Genomic DNA, 18,846 nt, shown 5'->3' with positions numbered 1-18,846 from the left:
TTACACGGCCTGGCGCAGGGCTTCGCTGGCGATAAGCCGGCCGTCCAGCAGGTGCAGCTGGCGCTTGGCGCGGCGGGCAAAGGCGGCGTCATGGGTGACCATGACGATGGTACAGCCCCGCTCGTTGAGCTGGTCCAGCAGCGCCATGATGGCCTCGCCGTTGTGGCTGTCCAGGTTGCCGGTGGGTTCGTCCACCAGCAGCAGATCCGGGTTGGTCACTATGGCCCTGGCGATGGCCACCCGCTGCTGCTGGCCACCGGAGAGCTGGGCCGGCTTGTGGCCACCCCTGTGGGCCAGCTGCACCGCTTCCAGGCACTGCTCCACCCGTTCGCGGATACCGTCCGTGGCCAGGCCCTGGTAACGCAACGGCAGGGCGACGTTGTCGAACACGCTCAGCTCGTCGATGAGGTTGAAGGACTGGAACACGAAACCGATGCGGTCGCGGCGCAGCCGGGTCCTGTCGGCCCGGCTCAGGGCGCTGACCTCCACCTCGCCCAGGTGGTATTGGCCCTGGCTGGCGTCATCCATCAGCCCCAGCACGGACAGCAGGGTGGACTTGCCGCAGCCGGACGGACCATTGATGGACACATAGTCGCCCTGCGCTATGGTCAGGCTGATCCCCCTCAGGGCCAGGGTCTCCAGGGTATCGGTATGGTAGGACTTGTGGATATCGGTCAGGGTGATCATGGGCATTTCCTTCTTCATTATTGGATTTGTAACCAGTCGAGCTCCTGCTGCAGCCAGTGGCCGCTGTCGGAGGTGATGATGCTGTCGCCGGCCTTCAGGCCTTCGAGGATCTGGATCTGGCGGTCGTTGCCGGCACCGAAGCGCACCTGTACCAGCCGGGCCAGGCCGTCCTCGTCGAGGCGGTACAGGCGGCCGCGCTGGCCCTCGTAGGCGTTGGCGGGCCTGGCCACATAGAGGCCGCCGCTGAGGGTGTCGGTATGGATGCTGGCCCGGACCCGCATCTGCGGCCTGGCGTTGGCGGGCAGCTCGCCTTCTAGGGTCACCTCGACCCGGACGGTGCCGCCGTTGACCACGGGCTCGATACGGCTGACGCTGCCGCCCACCTGGCCGCCCCTGGTGTCGACCTCGACCCTGTCGCCCAGGGACAGGGCGCCGGCCTGGCTCTGGGGGATGTCGACCTGGGCCAGCAGCTGATCCTGGGCGCCGACGGTGGCCAGCCTGTGCCCCAGGGGCAGGCTCTGGCCCACCTCCACGTCCAGGGACTGCAGCATGCCGTCCAGGCCGGCCCTCACTTCCAGGGCCGCCTTGCGCCTGTCGACCAGGGCCAGCTGGCGGCTGAGCCGCTCCACCTGGCCGGCCTGGATCCGCCGGCGTTGCTCCAGCACTTCCTCCAGCTCCTCCAGGCGCTGCTGCTCGAAACGCCACTGGCGCTGCAGCTGTTCATGGCGCAGCCGGCTCCTGGCCAGATCCAGCCTGGAAACGATGCCCTTGCTGGCCAGCTCGCCGTTGGCCTGGTGTTCCAGGGCGGCCAGCTCCGTCTCCCCCTGCAGCCTCAACACCTCCTGGCGCTGGCGAGACAGCTCGACCCCCTGCTCCAGCTTCAGTGCCGCCAGGGCCAGTTCTTCCCGCTCCAGGGCCAGCTTGGCGTCATGGTGCTGCTGCTCCAGCTCGGGGTCGCTCAGGGTCAGCAGCAGGGTGTCGGCCTTGACCTGGGCGCCGGGGCGCACGGCGATCTGCTCCACCACCCCCTTGACCTGGGTGGTGACCACCCGCTGCCGGGCCGAGACCAGGGTGCCGAAGCCCTCGACCTGCACCTGGAAGTCGCCCTCTTGTACCTTGGCGGTGCCGATGTCGGCCAGCGCCACCCTGCGGCTGGCATCGGGGCCCTGCAGGCTCCAAGCCAGGCCGGCGACCACCACCAGGGTGGGCAGCAGCAGCCACCTGCGGTTCCAGCTTTTGCGCGGCTGTTTGGCGATATCCATTTCTACTCCTTGGCTTATGGCATGACAGAACAAGGGCAAAAGGGATGCCAATATTTATCTATCTGTTTTTAAAGGGTTTTAAGGAGAGGCATTGTATTGCAGCAGGGGCGTTTTCGCCCCTGTGCGCGAAAACGCCCATGAAAAAGGCCCGCCGAAGCGGGCCCTTGGCGGCACTTTATGCCTTCAGTGCAGCGGCAGCCCTATGGTCACCCTCAGGCCGCCCAGTTCGCTTTCGCCCAGGGCGATGCGGCCGCGGTGGGAGTCGACGATCTTCTTGATGATGGCCAGGCCCAGGCCGGAGCCGTGGGAGCCCCTGGCCTTGTCGCCCCGCTCGAAGGGCAGGAACAGCCGCTCCCGCTCGGGCTCGGGGATGCCGGGGCCGTCGTCCTCCACCACCAGCTCCGCCCACTTGCCGTCCCGGGACAGCCGGGTCAGCACCCTGGCGTTGCCGCGGCCGTAGCGCTCGGCGTTCTCCAGCAGGTTGTAGAGCACCCTTTTCAGCGACAGCGGCCGCAGCCGCAGCGCCGGCAGGGGGCCCAGCAGCAGCTCCACCTGCAGCGGCCGCTCGGCAAAGGACGACACCGCGTCCTCCACCAGGGGGCAGAGCTCGGCTATCTCCGGCTGGTCCTCCCGGTCCTGGCGCACATAGGCGATGAACTGGTCGATGATGGCGTTCATGTCCTCGATGTCGCCGATGATGCCGTCGCGCAGGTAGCTTTCGTCTGCCGACATCATCTCGGTGGCCAGGCGGATGCGGGTCAGGGGGGTGCGCAGATCGTGGGACACCCCGGCCATCAGCAGCGCCCTGTCCTCCTCCAGCTGGGCTATGCCCCTGGCCATCTGGTTGAAGGCGGTGGTCACCGCCTGGATCTCCTGGGAGCCCACGTCTTCACGCAGCTTGTCGGGGTTTTCGCCGCGCCCCACCTGGCGAGCCGCCACCTCCAGGCTCTTCAGGGGCCTGTTGATGCGCCGGGCGAACAGCCAGCCGCCGAACACCGACAGGAAGCCGATCATGGTCAGGTAGATGGGCAACGGCGACAGCTCGGAGGCGTCATAGCCGGTCAGGGGGATCTTCAGCCAGTACTGGGGCGCCATGGGTGGGCGCACCCAGATGGTGAAGATGTCGTCCTGGGAGATGCGCACCTCGGTCTCGCCGCCCAGCTCGCGGCTCAGCGGCTCGGAGAGGATGCTGTAGTAGGTGGCGTCCTTGAGGCCCATGTCCAGGGCCACCTTCTCCTTGAAGATCTCGATGCCGGTGGCCTCCCAGAAGCGCCGCCGCATTTCGTCGGGCAGCTCCAGGCGCTCGCGGCCGTCCAGGGGCTCGTCCAGGAACACCACCTTGACCTGCTTGGCCAGCAGGTCGTTGATCTGGTCGTAGTTGGGCTTGATCACATAGACCAGCACCATCATGTAGCTGACCAGCTGGTTCACCAGCAGCAGTGCCGCCAGCAGCATGACGGTCTGGCCGAAGGCGGACTTGGGGATCAGCCTCATTCCTTGGGGCTGCCGTCGGGCACGAACACATAGCCCAGGCCCCAGACGGTCTGGATGTAGCGGGGCCGGCTGGGATCCGGCTCTATCATGCGCCGCAGCCGCGATACCTGCACGTCAATGCTGCGCTCCAGGGCCGAATAGTCCCGGCCCCGGGCCAGGTTCATCAGCTTGTCGCGGGACAGCGGCTCCCTGGGATGGGTGACCAGGGACTTGAGCACCGCGAATTCGCCGGAGGTGAGGCTGATGGGCTGGTCCTCGTCGAACATCTCCCTGGTGGCCAGGTTGAGCCTGAACTTGCCGAAGGACACCATCTGCTCCTCGCTGGACGGGGCGCCCGGGACCTCGGCGGTACGGCGGCGCAGCACCGCCTTGATGCGGGCCAGCAACTCGCGGGGGTTGAAGGGCTTGGGCAGGTAGTCGTCGGCGCCCAGCTCCAGGCCGATGATGCGGTCCACCTCGTCGCCCTTGGCGGTGAGCATGATGATGGGCAGGTGCTCGTCCTTCTGGCGCAGGCGCTTGCAGATGGCCAGGCCGTCCTCGCCGGGCAGCATCAGATCCAGCACCATCAGGTGGAAATTCTCCCGCTCCAGCAGCCGGTCCATCTGCTCGCCGTTGGCGGCGCTGCGGACCTGGAAGTCCTGCTCCACCAGGTAACGCTCCAGCAAGGAACGCAGCCGCATGTCGTCGTCGACCACCAGGATCTTGGTTGTTTCCTGTCCCATCTGACTCACTCCCACAAGGTACTGTCACTACTATAAAAAGTTTGCCACAGCCAGCCTAGCCGCTTTTGTTACAAAGAATTACCCATGGGAGCCCAGGGGTCCGAAGGGGCCAGACTTGGGACGACCGGCAGGCAAGGCGCCCGGAATGGCCTATTTTTCTCAAGATGGGGTGCCCGGCACCCAAGCAGAGGACTTATCGCCCATGATGATCGCAAAGGCCATAGGCCCCGCCGCCTACCTCCTGGTCTCAATCGCCCTGCTGCCGGCCGCCTTCCTCGCCCGGGCCGACGAGGAGCGGGATCCCCTGGCGCTCTGGCAGGACGACCAGGGGAGCAGCGTCCGGGCCGCCTTCAAGGCGGAATTCGCCTGGTTCGACCAAACCGACTCCTGGTTCGGCGACGCCGAGGGCAACTTGGGTGACAGCTCCACCGACTGGCTGGAGTTTGCGCTGATGCCCAGCCTCAACGGCAACTATGTGCTGGATAACGGCAGCAGCTTCTACGGCCAGCTGACCCTGCTGGCGGTGGGCCAGGAAGGCATAGACGCCGCCGGCACCAACGTCGGCCTGGGCGACACCAGCGACACCGCCGTCGAGCGGGCCTATGTCGGCTGGCGCTCCGGCAACCTCTTCCCCGAGCTGGGCGAGGACTTCCTGGATATCTCCTTCGGCCGCCAGCAATACGTGGCCGGCACCGGCTTCCTGTTCTTCTCCCAGGCCAACAATGGCGGCGACCGCTCGGGATTCTGGCTGGGCGATCGCAAGGCCGCCGATTACGCCGCCATTGCCCGCGTCAACTACCAGGGGCTGAAGGCCGAGCTGATCTACCTCAAGGGCAACGACAACAAGGCCCCGGACCATCCCGACCACAACACCAGGGCCAGCGGCGTCACCCTGGACTACGACTTGGGGGAGCTGGGCTCGGTGGGGGGCGGCCTTTACCGGCTGTCGGCCAACGCCAAGCCCAGGGACGGCATGGACATCTATGATGGGCGCTTCAGCCTGACCCCCTTCAAGGCCTGGCTGCCGGGCACGGCCCTGGACCAGCTCCGTCTTGACGGCGAGTACGTGGTCCAGGACAACGGCCGGGCCCATGACGCCGACGGCTGGTACCTGTCGGCCCGCTACGACTTCGACCGGGTAAAGTGGTCGCCCGCCCTGACCTACAGGTACGCCAGCTTCGAGGGGGACGGCGACCCGGACGACGGCAGCAACCGCAACTTCGACCCGCTCTTCTACGGCTTCTATGACTGGGGCTACTGGTACCAGGGCGAGATCCTGGGCGAGTACGTGCTTATCAACTCCAACCTCAATTCCCACCTGCTGCGCCTGGCGGTCAGCCCCAGGGAGGATCTGGCGGTGAGCCTGAGCTGGTACGATTTCCGCCTGGACAAGGCCGCCGGCATGGGGGTCGGCAGCGAGGCCTTCGCCCAGGAGTTCAACCTGATCCTCGACTGGTACCCCCACAACCACCTGTCCTTCAGCCTGGTGGGCGCCTATGCCAGCCCGGACCGGGGTGCCAGGCAGTTCACCGGCGCCGACGACGACTGGTACTACATGATGCTGTACGGCAAGTTCAGCTTCTAGCCCTCGAAGGGCCGGTAGCGGATGGCGGTGACCACCCAGGGCCGGCGGCCGGTGGGGGTCTGCACCCAGACCTCGTCGTCCAGCTGCTTGCCGATCAGGGCCCGGGCCATGGGGCTGTCGACGCTGAGCTTGCCCTGGCGCAGATCGAACTCGTCGGGGCCGACGATGCGAAAGCGCTGGACCTTGCCTTCTTCGTCCTCCACCTCCACCCAGGCGCCGAAGAAGACCTTGCCCTCCTGCTGTGGGCTGGGATCCACTATGGTCAGGGCGTCCAGGCGCTTGGTCAGGAAGCGCACCCGGCGGTCGATTTCCCTGAGCCGCTTCTTGCCGTAGATGTACTCGGCGTTTTCGGATCGGTCGCCCAGGGCCGCGGCCTCGGACACCGCCTGGGTCACCTGGGGCCGCTCCACCTTCCACAGGTATTTCAGCTCCTGGTCCAGGGCCTGCCAGCCCTCGCGGGTAATGTAGTTCGAGCGTTTCATCTTGTTCATGTCAGGTGGCACAATGGCCGCTAACTTAGCACCAAAGCCCATTGAGCCGCACGGCTTGGATAGAAGTTGATGATAAACAGAAAAATTGCCGAAGAACTGGCCGTTCGCCAAGCGCAGGTGGACGCCGCCGTACAACTGCTGGACGAGGGCGCCACAGTGCCCTTCATCGCCCGTTACCGCAAGGAGGTGACCGGCGGCCTGGACGACACCCAGCTGCGTAACCTGGAGAGCCGACTGGGCTACCTGAGGGAGCTGGAAGAGCGCCGCCAGAGCATCCTGGCCAGCATCGAGGAGCAGGGCAAGCTGAGCCCGGAGCTCAGGGCCGAACTGCTGGGGGCCGACACCAAGACCAAGCTGGAAGAGCTGTACCTGCCCTACAAGCCCAAGCGCCGCACCAAGGGCCAGATCGCCCTGGAGCAGGGCCTGGGCCCCCTGGCCGATACCCTGCTGGAGGACGCCAATGCCGATCCCGAGGCCCTAGCCCAAGGGTTCCTGAGCGACGAAGTGGCGGATACCAAGGCGGCCCTGGACGGCGCCCGCTACATCCTCATGGAGCGTTTCGCCGAGGACGCCGCCCTGCTGGAGAAGATCCGCAACTACCTGTGGAGCCATGCCCAGCTGGTGGCCAAGGTCATGGACGGCAAGGAGCAGGAGGGCGCCAAGTTCCGCGACTACTTCGACCACCGCGAGGCCCTGAAGTCGGTGCCCTCCCACCGGGCCCTGGCCATGCTGCGCGGCCGTAACGAGGGCATCCTCTCCCTGACCCTGGACGCCGATCCGGACCAGGAGGAAGGCGTTCGCTCCTCCCACTGCGAGGTGATCATCGCCAACCACCTCAAGCTCAGCCTGGGCACCGGCGCCCGCGATACCTGGCTCAAGCAGACCATCGCCTGGACCTGGCGCATCAAGGTACTGATGTACATGGAAACCGAGTTGATGGGCCGCATCCGCGAAAGCGCCGAGGAGCAGGCCATCAAGGTGTTCGGCGACAACCTCAAGGATCTGCTGATGGCGGCCCCCGCCGGGCCCAAGGTGGTGATGGGCCTGGATCCGGGCATCCGCACCGGCGTCAAGGTGGCCATAGTGGACGCCACCGGCAAGCTGGAAGGCACCGCCACCATCTACCCCTTCGAGCCCAAGCGCCAATACCAGCAGTCCATCCAGGCCCTGGAGCAGCTGTGCCGCCGCTTTGGCGTCAACCTCATTGCCATCGGCAACGGTACCGCCAGCCGCGAAACCGACCGCCTGGTGGCCGATATGTTCAAGGCCGCTCCCGACCTCAAGATCACCAAGGTGATGGTCAGCGAGGCCGGCGCCTCCGTCTATTCCGCCTCCGAGTTCGCCGCCATGGAATTCCCGGAGCTGGACGTGTCCCTGCGCGGCGCCGTCAGCATCGCCCGCCGCCTCCAGGATCCCCTGGCCGAGCTGGTGAAGATCGACCCCAAATCCATCGGCGTCGGCCAGTACCAGCACGACGTCAACCAGGCCCAGCTGTCCCGCACCCTGGATGCGGTGGTGGAGGACTGCGTCAACGGCGTCGGCGTGGATCTCAACACCGCCTCGGCGCCGCTGCTGACCCGGGTTGCCGGCCTCAACAGGACATTGGCCGGCAATATCGTCGCCTGGCGGGACGAGAACGGCGCCTTCACCAGCCGCAAGCAGCTGCTCAAGGTCAGCCGCCTGGGGCCCAAGGCCTTCGAACAGTGCGCCGGCTTCCTGCGCATCCGCGGCGGCGACAACCCCCTGGACGCCTCAGGGGTGCACCCCGAGTCCTACCCGGTGGTGGAGCGCATCAAGGCCGCCACCGGCAAGGCGGAAGCGGCCCTGATCGGCAACTCCGAGGTGCTCAGGAAGCTCACCCCCAGGGACTTCGTCGACGAGCAGTTCGGCCTGCCCACCGTCACCGACATCATCCGCGAGCTGGACAAGCCGGGCCGGGATCCCCGCCCCGAGTTCAAGACCGCCAGCTTCGCCGAGGGTGTCGAGACCCTCAAGGATCTCAAGCCCGGCATGGTGCTGGAAGGGGTGGTGTCCAACGTCACCAACTTCGGCGCCTTCGTGGACATCGGCGTCCACCAGGACGGCCTGGTGCACATCTCCGCCATGAGCGAGCGCCGGGTCAACGACCCCCGCGAGGTGGTCAAGGCCGGCCAGGTGGTCAGGGTCAAGGTGATGGAGGTGGATCTGGACCGCAAGCGGGTGGGACTGTCCATGCGCCTGGGCGACGAGCCCGGCCAGGTGACCGGTCGCGGCGGCCAGGGACGGGGCCCCCAGCGCAGCCAGCCCCGCTTGGCGCCACGCCAGGAAGCCGGCAACTCGGCCATGGCCGACGCGCTGAAGAATGCGCTCAAGCGCTGATAAGAAACCGGGGCCAGGCCCCGGTTTTTTTATCCGTTCAGCTCCAGGGCGTACCAGTCGATGCGCCGGGTCAGGTACATCACCGCCGCCAGCACCCCGAACAGGCCAAGGGCCCCCATCAGCAGCGCATAGTCCTCCAGCTGCAGGATGATGTAGAGGTAGCCGTAGAGGATGGCCAGCATGGCCCCCACCAGCCCCGCCAGCCTGCCGCTGGCCAGTGCCGCCTTGGCGTAGCCGGCGATGAGCAACACGGTGGCCAGGCTGGACAGGCCATAGGCCAGGGCGAAGCTGCTGTGCTCGGAGATGGCCAGCAGCAGCGTGTAGAAGACGCACAGCGACAGTCCCACCAGCAGGTACTGCAGGGGGTGGACCTTGCGGCCGCTGGTGACCTCGGAGAAGAAGAAGGCCACGAAGGTCAGGCCGATGAACATCAGGCCGTACTTGGCCACCCTGTGGATCTGCTGGTAGGGATCCGCCGCCACCAGGAAGGCCACCCCGAAGTCATCGGCATGGTGGCTGTACTGGTTGCTCAGCCAGAACTGCGGAAAGCTGCGGTTGAAGTGCAGCACCTGCCACTGGGCCTCGAAGCCGTCCTTGCCGACCCGGCGCTCGCTGGGCAGGTAGGCCCCTTCGAAGCTGGGCGTGGCCCAGGGCGAACTGACCGTCAGCCTGGTCTCCTTGCCGGAGGGAGCCAGGTACAGGCGCTCGCTGCCCCTGAGGGTCAGCTCGAACTGGAAATCCAGCTTGGCGTTCACATCGACCGGGGCGGCGATGGCCCTGTCGAGGCCGGCATCGAAGCTGACCGGCGACATCTCCAGGGCGCTGCTGCCCAGCCTGGCCTTGCTCAACTCCCGTATGCCCTTGAGATCGCCCAGACCCAGCGCCAGCATGGCCCGCCCCGGCTCCAGGTTATTGTGCTGGCCCAGCACCTGTTTCAGCAGGGCGGGATCGAAGCGGCCGCTGAGGCTGACCCTGGTCTCGTAGACCACGGACTGGTAGATGCCCCGGTAGCGGACCTGGGGTTCGACCCTGGCCTCCACCTCGAGCCGCTGCGGCAGCAGGTAGGCGTTCTGGTGGCTGGCATGGCGGTTGCCCTTGTTGTCCTGGATATAGTCGGTGTAGGGCAGCACCAGGATAGGGCCGGTGAGATGCTGGGCCTGGCCCCATTTGGCGCCGATCTCCTCGATCACTTCGTTCTGGCGCTGCTGGCGCTCGACGATCAGGGATTTGACCATGGCAATGGGGATCAACAGCAGCAGGGCCAGCAGGCCGATCAGCAGCATCTTGACGGTGGCGCCGTTGCGCCTGGTGAAGGAGTTTTCGTCCATGATTTGTTGTCTCTTTGTTAACTCTGTCCAGACTAGGCCCGCGCCCCTGACCACCCCATGAACGGCCTGCCGGCCAGGGACTAACCTTGTAGGAAACCCCGGGAGAAGCCCATGCTTACCAGCCTGCTCACCATTGCCCTGATGCTGCTCCTGGCCATGTTGCTGGAGCCCCTGGCCCGGCGGCTGCGGCTGCCCTTTGCCACCCTGCTGGTGCTGGTGGGTTTTATCGGCTCGGAGCTGGTGCTGCTGGCCGGCTTCGATACCGGCTTTCGCTGGCATCACTTCCAGGACTGGATACTGCACGCCCTGGTGCCGGTGCTGGTGTTCGAGTCGGCCCTCAACCTGCGCCTGGGTGCCCTGAAAGGGGTATGGTGGCCGGTGCTGGTGCTGGCGGTGCCGGCCATGCTGCTGGCCGCCGCCATCAGCGGCCTGGTCCTCTTCCTTGGCATAGGCCACGAGCTGGGCTTCCCGCTGCTCACCGCCCTGATCACCGGGGTGATGCTGTCGGCCACGGATCCGGTGGCGGTGGTGGCCCTGTTCAAGGCCATGGGCGCCCCCGAACGGCTCCATACCCTGCTGGAGGGGGAGAGCCTGTTCAACGACGCCACCGCCGTGGTGGCCTTCATGGTGCTGCTGGGCCTGGCCGGTGGCGGCGACATCTCTATCCTGGAGGCCATCTGGCGCTTCGGTTATGCCTTTGGCGGCGGCATCCTGGCCGGTGCCGCCCTGGGCCTGCTGGCCTGGCTGGGGGTGCGCTCCCTGAGCGAGCAGATGCACCTGGCCGCCGGCTCGGTGATCCTGATGCTGCTTACCTTCCATATCGCCGAACACTGGCTGCAGGTGTCCGGCATTGTGGCCCTGGTGGTGGCCGGGCTTATCTACGGCGAGAGTTGCCGCGGCAAGGGCCAGGAACGCCTGCTGACCGGACTCTGGGAGGTGGCCGCCTACCTGGCCAATGCCCTGGTGTTCCTGCTGGTGGGCGTCACCGTGACCTGGATGATGTTCGCCGACCGCTGGCTGGCCATGCTGATCGGCATAGCCGCGGCCATACTGGCCCGGTCGCTGGTGATCTACGGCCTGCTGCCCCTGGCCAACAGCCTGCCGGGCCAGCAGCGGCTGCCCCTGGCCCAGCGCCATGTGATGATGTGGGGCGGCCTGCGCGGCGCCGTGTCCCTGGCCCTGGCCCTGGCCCTGCCCGTGACCCTGGAGGGCTGGTATACGGCCCAGTCGGTCGTGTACGGCTTTGCCCTGTTCACCCTCTTCGTACAGGCCCCCCTGATGCCGCTGCTGATACGGCGGCTCTGATTCAGTGGTCTACGGCTTTGCCCTGTTCACGCCCACTCTTGTCGTACAGGCACCCCTGATGCCGCTGCTGATCCGGCGGCTCTGATTCAGTGGCCTACGGCTTTGCCCTGTTCACGCCCACTCTTGTCGTACAGGCACCCCTGATGCCGCTGCTGATACGGCGGCTCTGATTCAGTGGTCTACGGCTTTGCCCTGTTCACGCCCACTCTTGTCGTACAGGCCCCCTGATGCCGCTGCTGATACGGCGGCTCTGATTCAGTGGTCTACGGCTTTGCCCTGTTCACGCCCGCTCTTGTCGTACAGGCCCCCTGATGCCGCTGCTGATACGGCGGCTCTAGTCCAGGGGCTCGGTGCCGGAGGGGCCGCCCCGCCTGGGCAGATCGTCGCTTATGGTCAGCCAGTCCACGTGACGGTCGTACCAGGCATGGGCCAGGGGCCGCATCCCGATATCCTCGTCGAAGCTGGCCCGGGTGATGTGCATCTCGTCCGGCCACCTGGGGGCATGGAAGAACAGCAGCGAGTTGCAGATCCTGCAGGCTCCGCGGCCGGCACCTGGGCTGGATTCGTACCAGTTAACCTGGTCCTCGCCGGCCGTGATGCGAAAGGCGTCCTTGTTGACGCCCACCCAGGTCACCAGGGCCGCGCCATGGCTCTTGCGGCACATGGGGCAATGGCAGTGGGCCACCCAGGCCACCTCCTCCACCTGGTAGCGCACCGCCCCGCACAGGCAGCTGCCCCTGCTCATGCCTCGGCCGCCATGAAGGCCTCGCACCTGGCCTTGAGGGCCTGGGCCAGGGGCTGGCACTGGCCCAGCACCTTGCTCTTGATGGCCTGGCTGTCGCCCTGCCAGTCCCTGAGACTCTGCTCGATGCGCTGCAGGCGCTTGTAGTTGCGGCCGGAGAACAGCTCGCTCTGCTGCACCTCGTCCAGCAGAGCCAAGGCGGTCTGCTCGATCAGCTGGCCCTGCTCCGGCGCCAGCCGAACCAGGGCCTGCAGGTAGCTGGTACCCCACTGGAAGCGGGTGGCCGGCCCCCTGGCCTCGTCGAAGGCGCGCTTGCGCCAGGCCAGGGCCTGGTCGCCGTTGCCCAGCTCTTCCTCGATGCTGGCGATATAGCTCATGAAGTAATGGGGCTGGGCCGCCTTCTTCAGCTCGGTCTCGGCCAGGCTGGAGGCTTCCTCGTTCAGATCGGCATCCCGCAGCAGGGAAATGGCGGCGCTCATCACCGCCTGGCGCTCATAGGGATTGCTGGTGTCGGCATCGGCCCGGGCCACGGCCTTGCGGACCTGGGCCTGGAGGCCTTCATCCGGCTGGTCGGCAAAGGCCAGGGCCGGGTAGGCTGCCAGCAGGCGCTCCCGGTTGGAATAGCCGGCGTCCGCCGCCACCTGGTCCATGGCCGCCAGCCACTTGGCCTGCAGCTTTTCTTTGGCTTCGCCTTCCAGGCCGGTGGCCTCGAGCAGCTCCCCGGGCAGGTACTGCAGCCATTCCAGGGCCGCCTTGGTCAGCGCCCCGTCGGCCAGTATGGCCCCCAGCTGCCGGGCCAGCTCGGCGCCCTGGTCCGCCGCCAGGCCGTCGCCCTGCAGCTGTTCGCCAACCCACAACAGGTAGAAGCGGGTGCGTACATCGGCCTGGCCGGCACCTTCCCCGAGGCTGGCGAAAAGCGCCGCCCTGTTGTCGATGTCGCCGTCCTGATCCCAGGAGTAGTAGGCCAGCTGGCGGTATTCGCTGTCGCTGAGCGCCTGGCCGGCCAGGGCGGCCCGGGCCAGATCCTGCACCGGCTTGAGGCCGTTCAGGGACCGATCCAGCACGGCGGCGTACTGCTCCAGGTCGATGCCGCCGGGTAGCCGGGTCAACTCGGTGCCATCGGGGGCGAACACCAGCATGGTGGGGTAGCCCATCACCTTGAAACGGTCGCCTATGGCCTGGGCGCCCTCGGCGTCACCGTCCACGTAGACGGCCACGAACTGGCGGCTCTGCTCGATGAATTCACGGCGGTTGAAGATGGTGTTCTTGATCTGCTGGCAGTAGGGGCACCACTCGGCGCCCCAGAACAGGAATACGGGCTTGCCGTCGGCCTTGGCCTGGACGAAGGCGGCGTCGACGCCGCCCTGGAACCAGTTGATGCCGTCCCCATGGACCTGGTGCTGCTCGGCCTTGCTCTGCTGCTTTGCTGCCTTGGCCTCCGGCTGGGGCGCCTTGTCGCAGGCGCTTAGGCCGGCCAGGGCCAGGGAAAGCAGGGACAGCCGCAACAGGGGATGAGTGGTCATGGGGAGCTCCTTGTTTACATGATGACAACAAGCTACCGCGTTGTTGCCCTGCTCACAAGGAGGGACTTCAGGCCCGGATATCGATCAGGGTGCCGAGCATGTCGTCGGCGCTTTGGAGCAGCCTGGCGGCGGCAGCGGACTCCTGCTCGGCCAGTTGCAGCTCCACCAGGGGCTGTACTTCCACCTGGCCGCGGGCCAGGGTGCCGGCCGCTTCGGTGGCCCGGCCTTGGGCCTGCTGCTGCAGGGCGAGGCCGCTGTTGATGACGTTGTTCATGTTTACCTCCTGGCCATCAGCTTATGCCAGCGCATCGGCAAAGGCCGTGAGCCGGGCCACAAATTCCCGTGGGTGGGAGATGAAGGGCGCATGGGAGGCATGGGCAAAGGTATGGGACTGGCTGCCCGGGCTCAGCTCATCCACCCGGGCGATGACCCGGCCCGGCACCAGGGCATCGAGGCGGCCGTAGAGGCGCAGGAAGGGCAGGCGGATATCGGCCAGGGCCGGGCGCAGATCGGCGCTGTCGAGGATGGCCAGGCCCGCGGCCAGGGCTTCCCGGCTGGGCAGGGGCCTGGCCAGCACCGCCTCGCGCAGGGCCTTGATGTCGGTTCTGGCCGTTTCCGAGCCCATGGCCTGGATGGCCAGGAAGCGTTCTATGACCTTGGCCAGCTCGCCGTCCAGGGAGGCGGCGAATTGTTCGAGCACCGACGGTTTGATGCCCGGCCAGTGGTCCTCGTCCAGGAAGCGGGGGCTGGAGGCCACGGTCACCAGGGCCTTGGGCTCGCCCAGGCGATTCAGGGCCGCCTCCTTGGCCACCAGGCCACCCAGGGACCAGCCCAGCCAAATGGCCTGCTGCGGCACCTGTTCGGCCACCAGCTCGGCCATGGCCAGGGCGCTGTGCTGGGCCGGCATCCCCTGGCTTTGGCCAAAGCCGGGCAGATCGATCACACTGAGCTGGAAACGGTCGGCCAGCAGGGGTACCAGTTTGCTGAACACGCCGCCGTTGACGCCCCAACCGTGCAGCAATACCAGGGGTTCCCCCTGGCCGTGGGTCTCGATATGCAAGGATGCCATTTTACCTCCAGATACAGCGCCGCCATGGTAGCCCGGCTGAGGCGATGGGCCAAGCCGACCAGGTCCTGCGTGCTGTGCCGGCTGCCCGCCAGGCTCAGCCTCTGCCCCGACTGCCTGGCGGATCTGCCCCGCCTGCACAGCCCCTGCCCCAACTGTGGCCTGCCCTCCCCCGGCGGTCCCTGCAAGCGCTGCCGACTGGCGCCGCCACCCTTTAGCGCTTTGGTGGCCGGCGCCCTCTACCAGCCGCCCTGGGACAGGCTGATCCACGGCTTCAAGTACCGGCGGCAGTGGTGGTTGGACAGGGCCCTGTGCCTGCCCCTGCTGGCCGCCCTTGGCGACCGGCCCCTGCCGGACGTGCTGGTGCCGGTGCCCATGCACAAGTGGCGGCTGCTGTGGCGGGGCTTCAACCAGGCCGAGCTGCTGGCCAACCACCTGGGGGAGCGGCTGGGGATAGCCGTGGACAACGGCCTGCTGGTACGCCGCCGCCATACCCGCAAGCAGCAGGGCCTGAACCGCAAGGGGCGGCAGCGCAACCTCAAGGGCGCCTTCACCGTCACCAAAACGCCACCCAAGAGGGTGGCGCTGATCGATGACGTGGTGACCACGGGCACCACGGTGTCCCTGCTCAGCCGGCAGCTGCTGGCCGCCGGCTGCGAGGACGTGCAGGTGTGGTGCCTGGCCCGGGCCCTTTAGAAATTGGGCGTGAAATAGAGGGCGTTGCTGAGCCAGCGCTCCGAGCCACGCTGGATGCCACGGAAGCTGACGTCGTCCATGAAGGCCACCACGGCACCCTTGCCCAGGCGCTGGGCCACGGCGGCGGGGGTGCCGGCCAGCTGATCCTTGTTGGCCCCGGCCATGAAACCGGACAGCAGCGGCTGCTCGGCGTATCGGCCCAGCACGGTGAAGTCACCCTCGGACTTGACCAGCATGCCGGTGTGATCCCGCATCAACGGCAGCGTCAGGCTGCCCAGGCCCCAGTTGAGGGGATGGCCCGGATCCAGATCCGCCAGCACCTGGGCGCCGGCGATCAGCATGTTGGCGCCATGGGCGTCCCGATCCGCATAGCTGAGATCCTTGGTGGGGAACAGCAGGGCGCGGTCTTCCTCGGCCAGCACCTCGGCCTTGAGCAGGCCCTGGCTCGCCGCCCAGGTGCTGGCGTCGGTCAGGGTGATCAGGGTGCCGCCCCGCTCCACCCAGCCCTTGAGCCGGCCGGTGAAGTCCTCGCCCAGGCCCAGCCAGGAGGCGGACGGCAGGATCAGGTGGCTGAACTCGTTGATGTCCATCCAGGGCAGCAGGGTGGACTCCAGCAGGGTCAGCTCGACGCCGGCGCGCTGATCCAGGGCCTCCCAGACGCCACCGGCGCGCTGGGCATGGATGTCGCGTCCCACCAGCAGCGCCACCCTGGGCTTCGTCATGGGCACCAGGCTGGGGCTGCCCACGTCGCCGCCCTTGGCGGACAGGCCGCCCTTCAGGGCCATCAGCGGCAGCTGGTGCTTGTTGGCCAGGCGGGTCAGCAGCTTGAGCAGCTCAGGCTGGTCCTGGATCCCGGCCGGGATCAGCATGTCGCCCGGGCTGAGCCTGTGGCCGCTGTTGACCATCTCCCGGCCGGAGGCGAACACCCGCACCCCCTGGGCCAGCAGATCCGCCAGCAGCGCCGGGGCCTGGCTGGCACGCCACTGAAAGGCCCAGGCATAGGCCGGCTCCACGGCGATGTCCCGGCGTCCCTGCGGCTGCCAGGGCCTGGCCTCCATATGGGACTTGTAGCGGCCGTCGGAGACGCCAATGGCCTCGACATTGAAGGCCAGGGGCAGGTTCCAGCTGGACACGTCGTAGAAGCTGTTGTCCTGGAAGCTGGTACGCCGCTCGAAGATGGACCTGAGCAGCCGGTACTGGGGCTGGGCCAGGGGAATGTAGAGATCGCTGCCGGCCTTGAAGCGGCGTCCTTCCAGGTCGACATCCCGGCCCAGTTCGTAGATCTGGATGCCGTGGGCGGCCAGCAGGGCCGCCAGCTCCTCGAGCCGGGCCGGATCGTCCGGGTTCTTCAGCAGGTAGCCCTTGAGCTTTTCGTCGCGCCCTTCTTCCCGGGCGCTGGCGAAGAAGCCGGCCTGGTACTCGCGAAGCTCGGCCCTGTGGGCCAGCACGCCCCGAAGCAGGTTCTGGCTGGCGGTGAGCTGGTTTTCGATGCCGTAGGTGAAGGTCAGCTCGCCGAAGGGGGTCTCCACCTTCTGGCCGCGGGCCCTGGCCTGTTCGTAGAGGATGCCGATGGCACCCAGGCCGTCGGCATAGCTGGAGCCCTTGCCCCAGTAGAAATCGTCATAGGACTCGCCGGTGAAGTAGAGCCGGCCCTGGCCGTCCAGGGCCTGGGCGACCCCCTCGGCCAGCTTGCGGGTCAGCTCCTGGTTGCGCGGCGGCGTCAGGGGGTTGACCCGGCTGGGGATGCCGGGCTGGAAGAAGAAGCTGCTGTGGGGCCCCATCTCGTGGAAGTCGCCGAACACCTGGGGCAGCCAGCGCTGCCAGAAGGCGATGCGGTTGCGCGACGCCGGGTGGGTCAGCAGCAGCCAGTCCCGGTTGAGGTCGAAACCATAGTGGCTGAGACGGCCGGCCGGGAAATCCTGCCAGCGGGTGCGGTGCTGCAGGGAGCCGGAGTTGTGGCGGCCCTGGTGGTTGTTGGCGAAGTTGGCGTAGCGGTCCAGGCCGTCCGGGTTCAGGGCCGGATCGATCAGCACCACCGTCTGCTCCAGTATCGCCTTGACCTCGGCGTCCTGGCCCGCAGCCAGCCAGTAGGCCACCAGGGGCGCGGCGTTGGCGCCCGACGGTTCATCGCCATGGATGGAGTAGCCCAGCCAGGCCAGGGCCGGCAGGCTGTCATCCCGCTCGCCGTCCAGCACCCTGAGATGCTGGCGGCGGATCTGCTCCAGGCGGGCCAGGTTGGCGGGGCTGGAGATGGCCAGCACCACCTGGCGGCGCTGCTCCGTGGTGCGGCCGATATCGATAAGCCGGATGCGCTCGGACCGGGCCGCCAGCTGCTCCAGGTAGGCCAGCTGCTGGTCGTGGCGCAGGTGCCAGTCGCCTATACCGAAGCCCAGCACCGCCTCCGGGGTGGGCAGCTGCTCGGAAAGTTGCGCCTTGGGGAAGTATTCTGCAGTGGGCTTGGCCTGCACGGCCAGGGGCAGCAGGGCCAGGGCCGCCGCCCAATGTCGCCAGCTCGTCATGGGAATGCCTTGTTGGTGTTTTGCTAAAGGCTACTCAAGGCCGGCGCCAAACAAAAGGCCGGCGGTCATGGGGCCGGGGCCATTGGTCGCGCCCTACCCCGCTGGAGGTAACAGAAGGGCCTAGGTTTCGCCGCCCAGGCGCGTTATCATAACCCAGTAAAGTAGTCAGGTTTTCGCGAGGCGATATGATCCGCATTTCCGAGGCCGCCCAGGCCCACTTCAAAAAACTGCTGGCCGACCAGCCCGACGGCACCAATATCCGCGTCTTCGTGGTCAACCCCGGCACGGCCAATGCCGAGTGCGGCGTGTCCTACTGTCCGCCGGATGCGGTGGAGCCCACGGACGAGCACCTGCCTTTCAACGGCTTCGACGCCATAGTGGACCAGCAGAGCGCCCCCTTCCTGCAGGACGCCGAGATCGATTTCACCAGCGACCAGATGGGCTCCCAGCTGACCCTCAAGGCCCCCAACGCCAAGGTGCGCCAGGTGGCCGATAATGCGCCGCTGATCGAGCGGGTCGACTATGTGATCCAGTCCCAGATCAACCCCCAGCTGGCCGGCCACGGCGGCAAGGTGGCGATCATGGAGATCACCGACGACGGCATCGCCGTACTGCAGTTCGGTGGCGGCTGTAACGGCTGCTCCATGGTGGACGTGACCCTCAAGGAAGGCATCGAGAAGGAGCTGCTGGCCCAGTTCCCGGAAGAGCTCAAGGGCGTCCGCGACGTCACCGAGCACCAGCACGGCGAACACTCCTACTACTGATGCGCGCCCTCATCGAGCGCCTGGGCAGCCGGCCAAGGTTGGCTGCCCGCCGCTTCTTTACCGGGCTGCTGCTGTTCCTGGCCGGCCTGGCCCTGATCCTGGCCGGAAGCCGCTTCGACCCCCTGCTGCAGGTGCCCGGCCTTATCATCGGCGGCGCCGGCATGCTGCTGGCCCTCAGCGGCTATGTGGGCATCCTCTGCCACCGCCTCGGCCAGTTCCTGGCCCGCTGATTTCCTTACCCCCACCGGGCGTCTGCCTGGGAAAAGTCCTCTTCCCGCATGATCGCCAATGGGCAGCAATGCCC

General features: G+C 67.0%; 17 protein-coding genes. 6 read left to right on the top strand and 11 right to left on the bottom strand.

All coding sequences use genetic code 11. The annotated features are described in order from the left end of the window. The 4 genes from WDB71_RS00765 to ompR form a co-directional block, all read right to left on the bottom strand. Positions 1–687, bottom strand: a complete 687-nt coding sequence (locus WDB71_RS00765) for an ABC transporter ATP-binding protein (protein WP_341502758.1) — start codon at positions 685–687, stop codon at positions 1–3. 17 nt (positions 688–704) lie between these two features. Further along, the gene (locus tag WDB71_RS00760) at positions 705–1,949 is read right to left on the bottom strand and encodes an HlyD family efflux transporter periplasmic adaptor subunit (RefSeq protein WP_341502757.1); all 1,245 of its coding nucleotides are present in this window, start codon (positions 1,947–1,949) and stop codon (positions 705–707) included. A 183-nt stretch (positions 1,950–2,132) separates the two neighbouring features. After that, entirely contained in the window at positions 2,133–3,443 is a 1,311-nt protein-coding gene (gene envZ / locus WDB71_RS00755; protein ID WP_341502756.1) for a two-component system sensor histidine kinase EnvZ, read from the bottom strand. Continuing rightward, complete coding sequence (ompR, locus tag WDB71_RS00750) at positions 3,440–4,165, bottom strand: two-component system response regulator OmpR (protein ID WP_341502755.1); 726 nt, start codon at positions 4,163–4,165, stop codon at positions 3,440–3,442. Before ompR ends, envZ begins: the two co-directional genes overlap by 4 nt. 202 nt (positions 4,166–4,367) lie before the next feature. Between ompR and WDB71_RS00745 the strand changes: the two genes are divergently transcribed. Beyond that, the gene (locus tag WDB71_RS00745) at positions 4,368–5,750 is read left to right on the top strand and encodes an alginate export family protein (RefSeq protein WP_341502754.1); all 1,383 of its coding nucleotides are present in this window, start codon (positions 4,368–4,370) and stop codon (positions 5,748–5,750) included. Here the strand turns inward: WDB71_RS00745 and greB are convergent. After that, positions 5,747–6,232, bottom strand: a complete 486-nt coding sequence (gene greB, locus WDB71_RS00740; RefSeq protein ID WP_341502753.1) for a transcription elongation factor GreB — start codon at positions 6,230–6,232, stop codon at positions 5,747–5,749. The two genes, WDB71_RS00745 and greB, sit on opposite strands and share 4 nt — an antisense overlap. A 78-nt stretch (positions 6,233–6,310) precedes the next feature. Here greB and WDB71_RS00735 point away from each other — a divergent pair, with 78 nt between their 5' ends. After that, the gene (locus WDB71_RS00735; RefSeq protein WP_341502752.1) at positions 6,311–8,599 is read left to right on the top strand and encodes a Tex family protein; all 2,289 of its coding nucleotides are present in this window, start codon (positions 6,311–6,313) and stop codon (positions 8,597–8,599) included. A 29-nt stretch (positions 8,600–8,628) separates the two neighbouring features. Here the strand turns inward: WDB71_RS00735 and creD are convergent, their stop codons facing one another. Beyond that, entirely contained in the window at positions 8,629–9,927 is a 1,299-nt protein-coding gene (creD, locus tag WDB71_RS00730; RefSeq protein WP_341502751.1) for a cell envelope integrity protein CreD, read from the bottom strand. 111 nt (positions 9,928–10,038) lie between these two features. On the opposite strand from creD, the gene WDB71_RS00725 reads away from it, so the two are divergent. Further along, on the top strand, positions 10,039–11,232 hold the full coding sequence (locus WDB71_RS00725) for a sodium:proton antiporter (protein WP_341502750.1): 1,194 nt from the start codon (positions 10,039–10,041) through the stop codon (positions 11,230–11,232). A 334-nt stretch (positions 11,233–11,566) separates the two neighbouring features. On the opposite strand, the gene WDB71_RS00720 is transcribed toward WDB71_RS00725, so the two are convergent. The 4 genes from WDB71_RS00720 to bioH form a co-directional block, all read right to left on the bottom strand. Further along, positions 11,567–11,977 carry a GFA family protein gene (locus tag WDB71_RS00720; protein WP_341502749.1) on the bottom strand — a complete coding sequence of 137 codons (411 nt, stop codon included), beginning with the start codon at positions 11,975–11,977 and terminating at the stop codon, positions 11,567–11,569. Continuing rightward, positions 11,974–13,497, bottom strand: a complete 1,524-nt coding sequence (locus WDB71_RS00715; RefSeq protein WP_341502748.1) for a thioredoxin family protein — start codon at positions 13,495–13,497, stop codon at positions 11,974–11,976. Before WDB71_RS00715 ends, WDB71_RS00720 begins: the two co-directional genes overlap by 4 nt. Positions 13,498–13,564: 67 nt before the next feature. Beyond that, positions 13,565–13,771 (bottom strand): hypothetical protein, encoded by a 207-nt coding sequence (locus tag WDB71_RS00710; protein ID WP_341502747.1) that lies wholly within the window; start codon positions 13,769–13,771, stop codon positions 13,565–13,567. Positions 13,772–13,792: 21 nt separating this feature from the next. Next, entirely contained in the window at positions 13,793–14,566 is a 774-nt protein-coding gene (gene bioH, locus WDB71_RS00705; protein WP_341502746.1) for a pimeloyl-ACP methyl ester esterase BioH, read from the bottom strand. Between the two features lie 24 nt (positions 14,567–14,590). Between bioH and WDB71_RS00700 the strand changes: the two genes are divergently transcribed. Beyond that, entirely contained in the window at positions 14,591–15,259 is a 669-nt protein-coding gene (locus WDB71_RS00700; RefSeq protein ID WP_341502745.1) for a ComF family protein, read from the top strand. Here WDB71_RS00700 and WDB71_RS00695 read toward each other — a convergent pair. After that, positions 15,256–17,778, bottom strand: coding sequence for a M14 family zinc carboxypeptidase (locus tag WDB71_RS00695; RefSeq protein WP_341502744.1), 2,523 nt, complete (start codon positions 17,776–17,778; stop codon positions 15,256–15,258). The two genes, WDB71_RS00700 and WDB71_RS00695, sit on opposite strands and share 4 nt — an antisense overlap. Positions 17,779–17,963: 185 nt before the next feature. On the opposite strand from WDB71_RS00695, the gene nfuA reads away from it, so the two are divergent. Continuing rightward, the gene (gene nfuA / locus WDB71_RS00690) at positions 17,964–18,542 is read left to right on the top strand and encodes a Fe-S biogenesis protein NfuA (protein ID WP_341502743.1); all 579 of its coding nucleotides are present in this window, start codon (positions 17,964–17,966) and stop codon (positions 18,540–18,542) included. Then, positions 18,542–18,772, top strand: a complete 231-nt coding sequence (locus tag WDB71_RS00685; RefSeq protein ID WP_341502742.1) for a hypothetical protein — start codon at positions 18,542–18,544, stop codon at positions 18,770–18,772. The genes nfuA and WDB71_RS00685 overlap by 1 nt, the downstream gene beginning before the upstream one ends. The last annotated feature ends 74 nt before the right edge of the window (positions 18,773–18,846 follow it).

The sequence above is a fragment of the Gallaecimonas sp. GXIMD4217 genome (assembly GCF_038087665.1).
GTDB lineage: Bacteria > Pseudomonadota > Gammaproteobacteria > Enterobacterales > Gallaecimonadaceae > Gallaecimonas.
Note: the sequence above shows the minus strand (reverse complement) of the source record. Positions and strands in the feature narration are given on the sequence as shown.

Bases quoted from the DNA above. Each gene is read 5' to 3' on its own strand.
- WDB71_RS00765 (WP_341502758.1), bottom strand. From the start codon at position 687: ATGATCACCCTGACCGATATCCACAAGTCCTACCATACCGATACCCTG.
- WDB71_RS00760 (WP_341502757.1), bottom strand. From the start codon at position 1,949: ATGGATATCGCCAAACAGCCGCGCAAAAGCTGGAACCGCAGGTGGCTG.
- envZ (WP_341502756.1), bottom strand. From the start codon at position 3,443: ATGAGGCTGATCCCCAAGTCCGCCTTCGGCCAGACCGTCATGCTGCTG.
- ompR (WP_341502755.1), bottom strand. From the start codon at position 4,165: ATGGGACAGGAAACAACCAAGATCCTGGTGGTCGACGACGACATGCGG.
- WDB71_RS00745 (WP_341502754.1), top strand. From the start codon at position 4,368: ATGATGATCGCAAAGGCCATAGGCCCCGCCGCCTACCTCCTGGTCTCA.
- greB (WP_341502753.1), bottom strand. From the start codon at position 6,232: ATGAAACGCTCGAACTACATTACCCGCGAGGGCTGGCAGGCCCTGGAC.
- WDB71_RS00735 (WP_341502752.1), top strand. From the start codon at position 6,311: ATGATAAACAGAAAAATTGCCGAAGAACTGGCCGTTCGCCAAGCGCAG.
- creD (WP_341502751.1), bottom strand. From the start codon at position 9,927: ATGGACGAAAACTCCTTCACCAGGCGCAACGGCGCCACCGTCAAGATG.
- WDB71_RS00725 (WP_341502750.1), top strand. From the start codon at position 10,039: ATGCTTACCAGCCTGCTCACCATTGCCCTGATGCTGCTCCTGGCCATG.
- WDB71_RS00720 (WP_341502749.1), bottom strand. From the start codon at position 11,977: ATGAGCAGGGGCAGCTGCCTGTGCGGGGCGGTGCGCTACCAGGTGGAG.
- WDB71_RS00715 (WP_341502748.1), bottom strand. From the start codon at position 13,497: ATGACCACTCATCCCCTGTTGCGGCTGTCCCTGCTTTCCCTGGCCCTG.
- WDB71_RS00710 (WP_341502747.1), bottom strand. From the start codon at position 13,771: ATGAACAACGTCATCAACAGCGGCCTCGCCCTGCAGCAGCAGGCCCAA.
- bioH (WP_341502746.1), bottom strand. From the start codon at position 14,566: ATGGCATCCTTGCATATCGAGACCCACGGCCAGGGGGAACCCCTGGTA.
- WDB71_RS00700 (WP_341502745.1), top strand. From the start codon at position 14,591: ATGGTAGCCCGGCTGAGGCGATGGGCCAAGCCGACCAGGTCCTGCGTG.
- WDB71_RS00695 (WP_341502744.1), bottom strand. From the start codon at position 17,778: ATGACGAGCTGGCGACATTGGGCGGCGGCCCTGGCCCTGCTGCCCCTG.
- nfuA (WP_341502743.1), top strand. From the start codon at position 17,964: ATGATCCGCATTTCCGAGGCCGCCCAGGCCCACTTCAAAAAACTGCTG.
- WDB71_RS00685 (WP_341502742.1), top strand. From the start codon at position 18,542: ATGCGCGCCCTCATCGAGCGCCTGGGCAGCCGGCCAAGGTTGGCTGCC.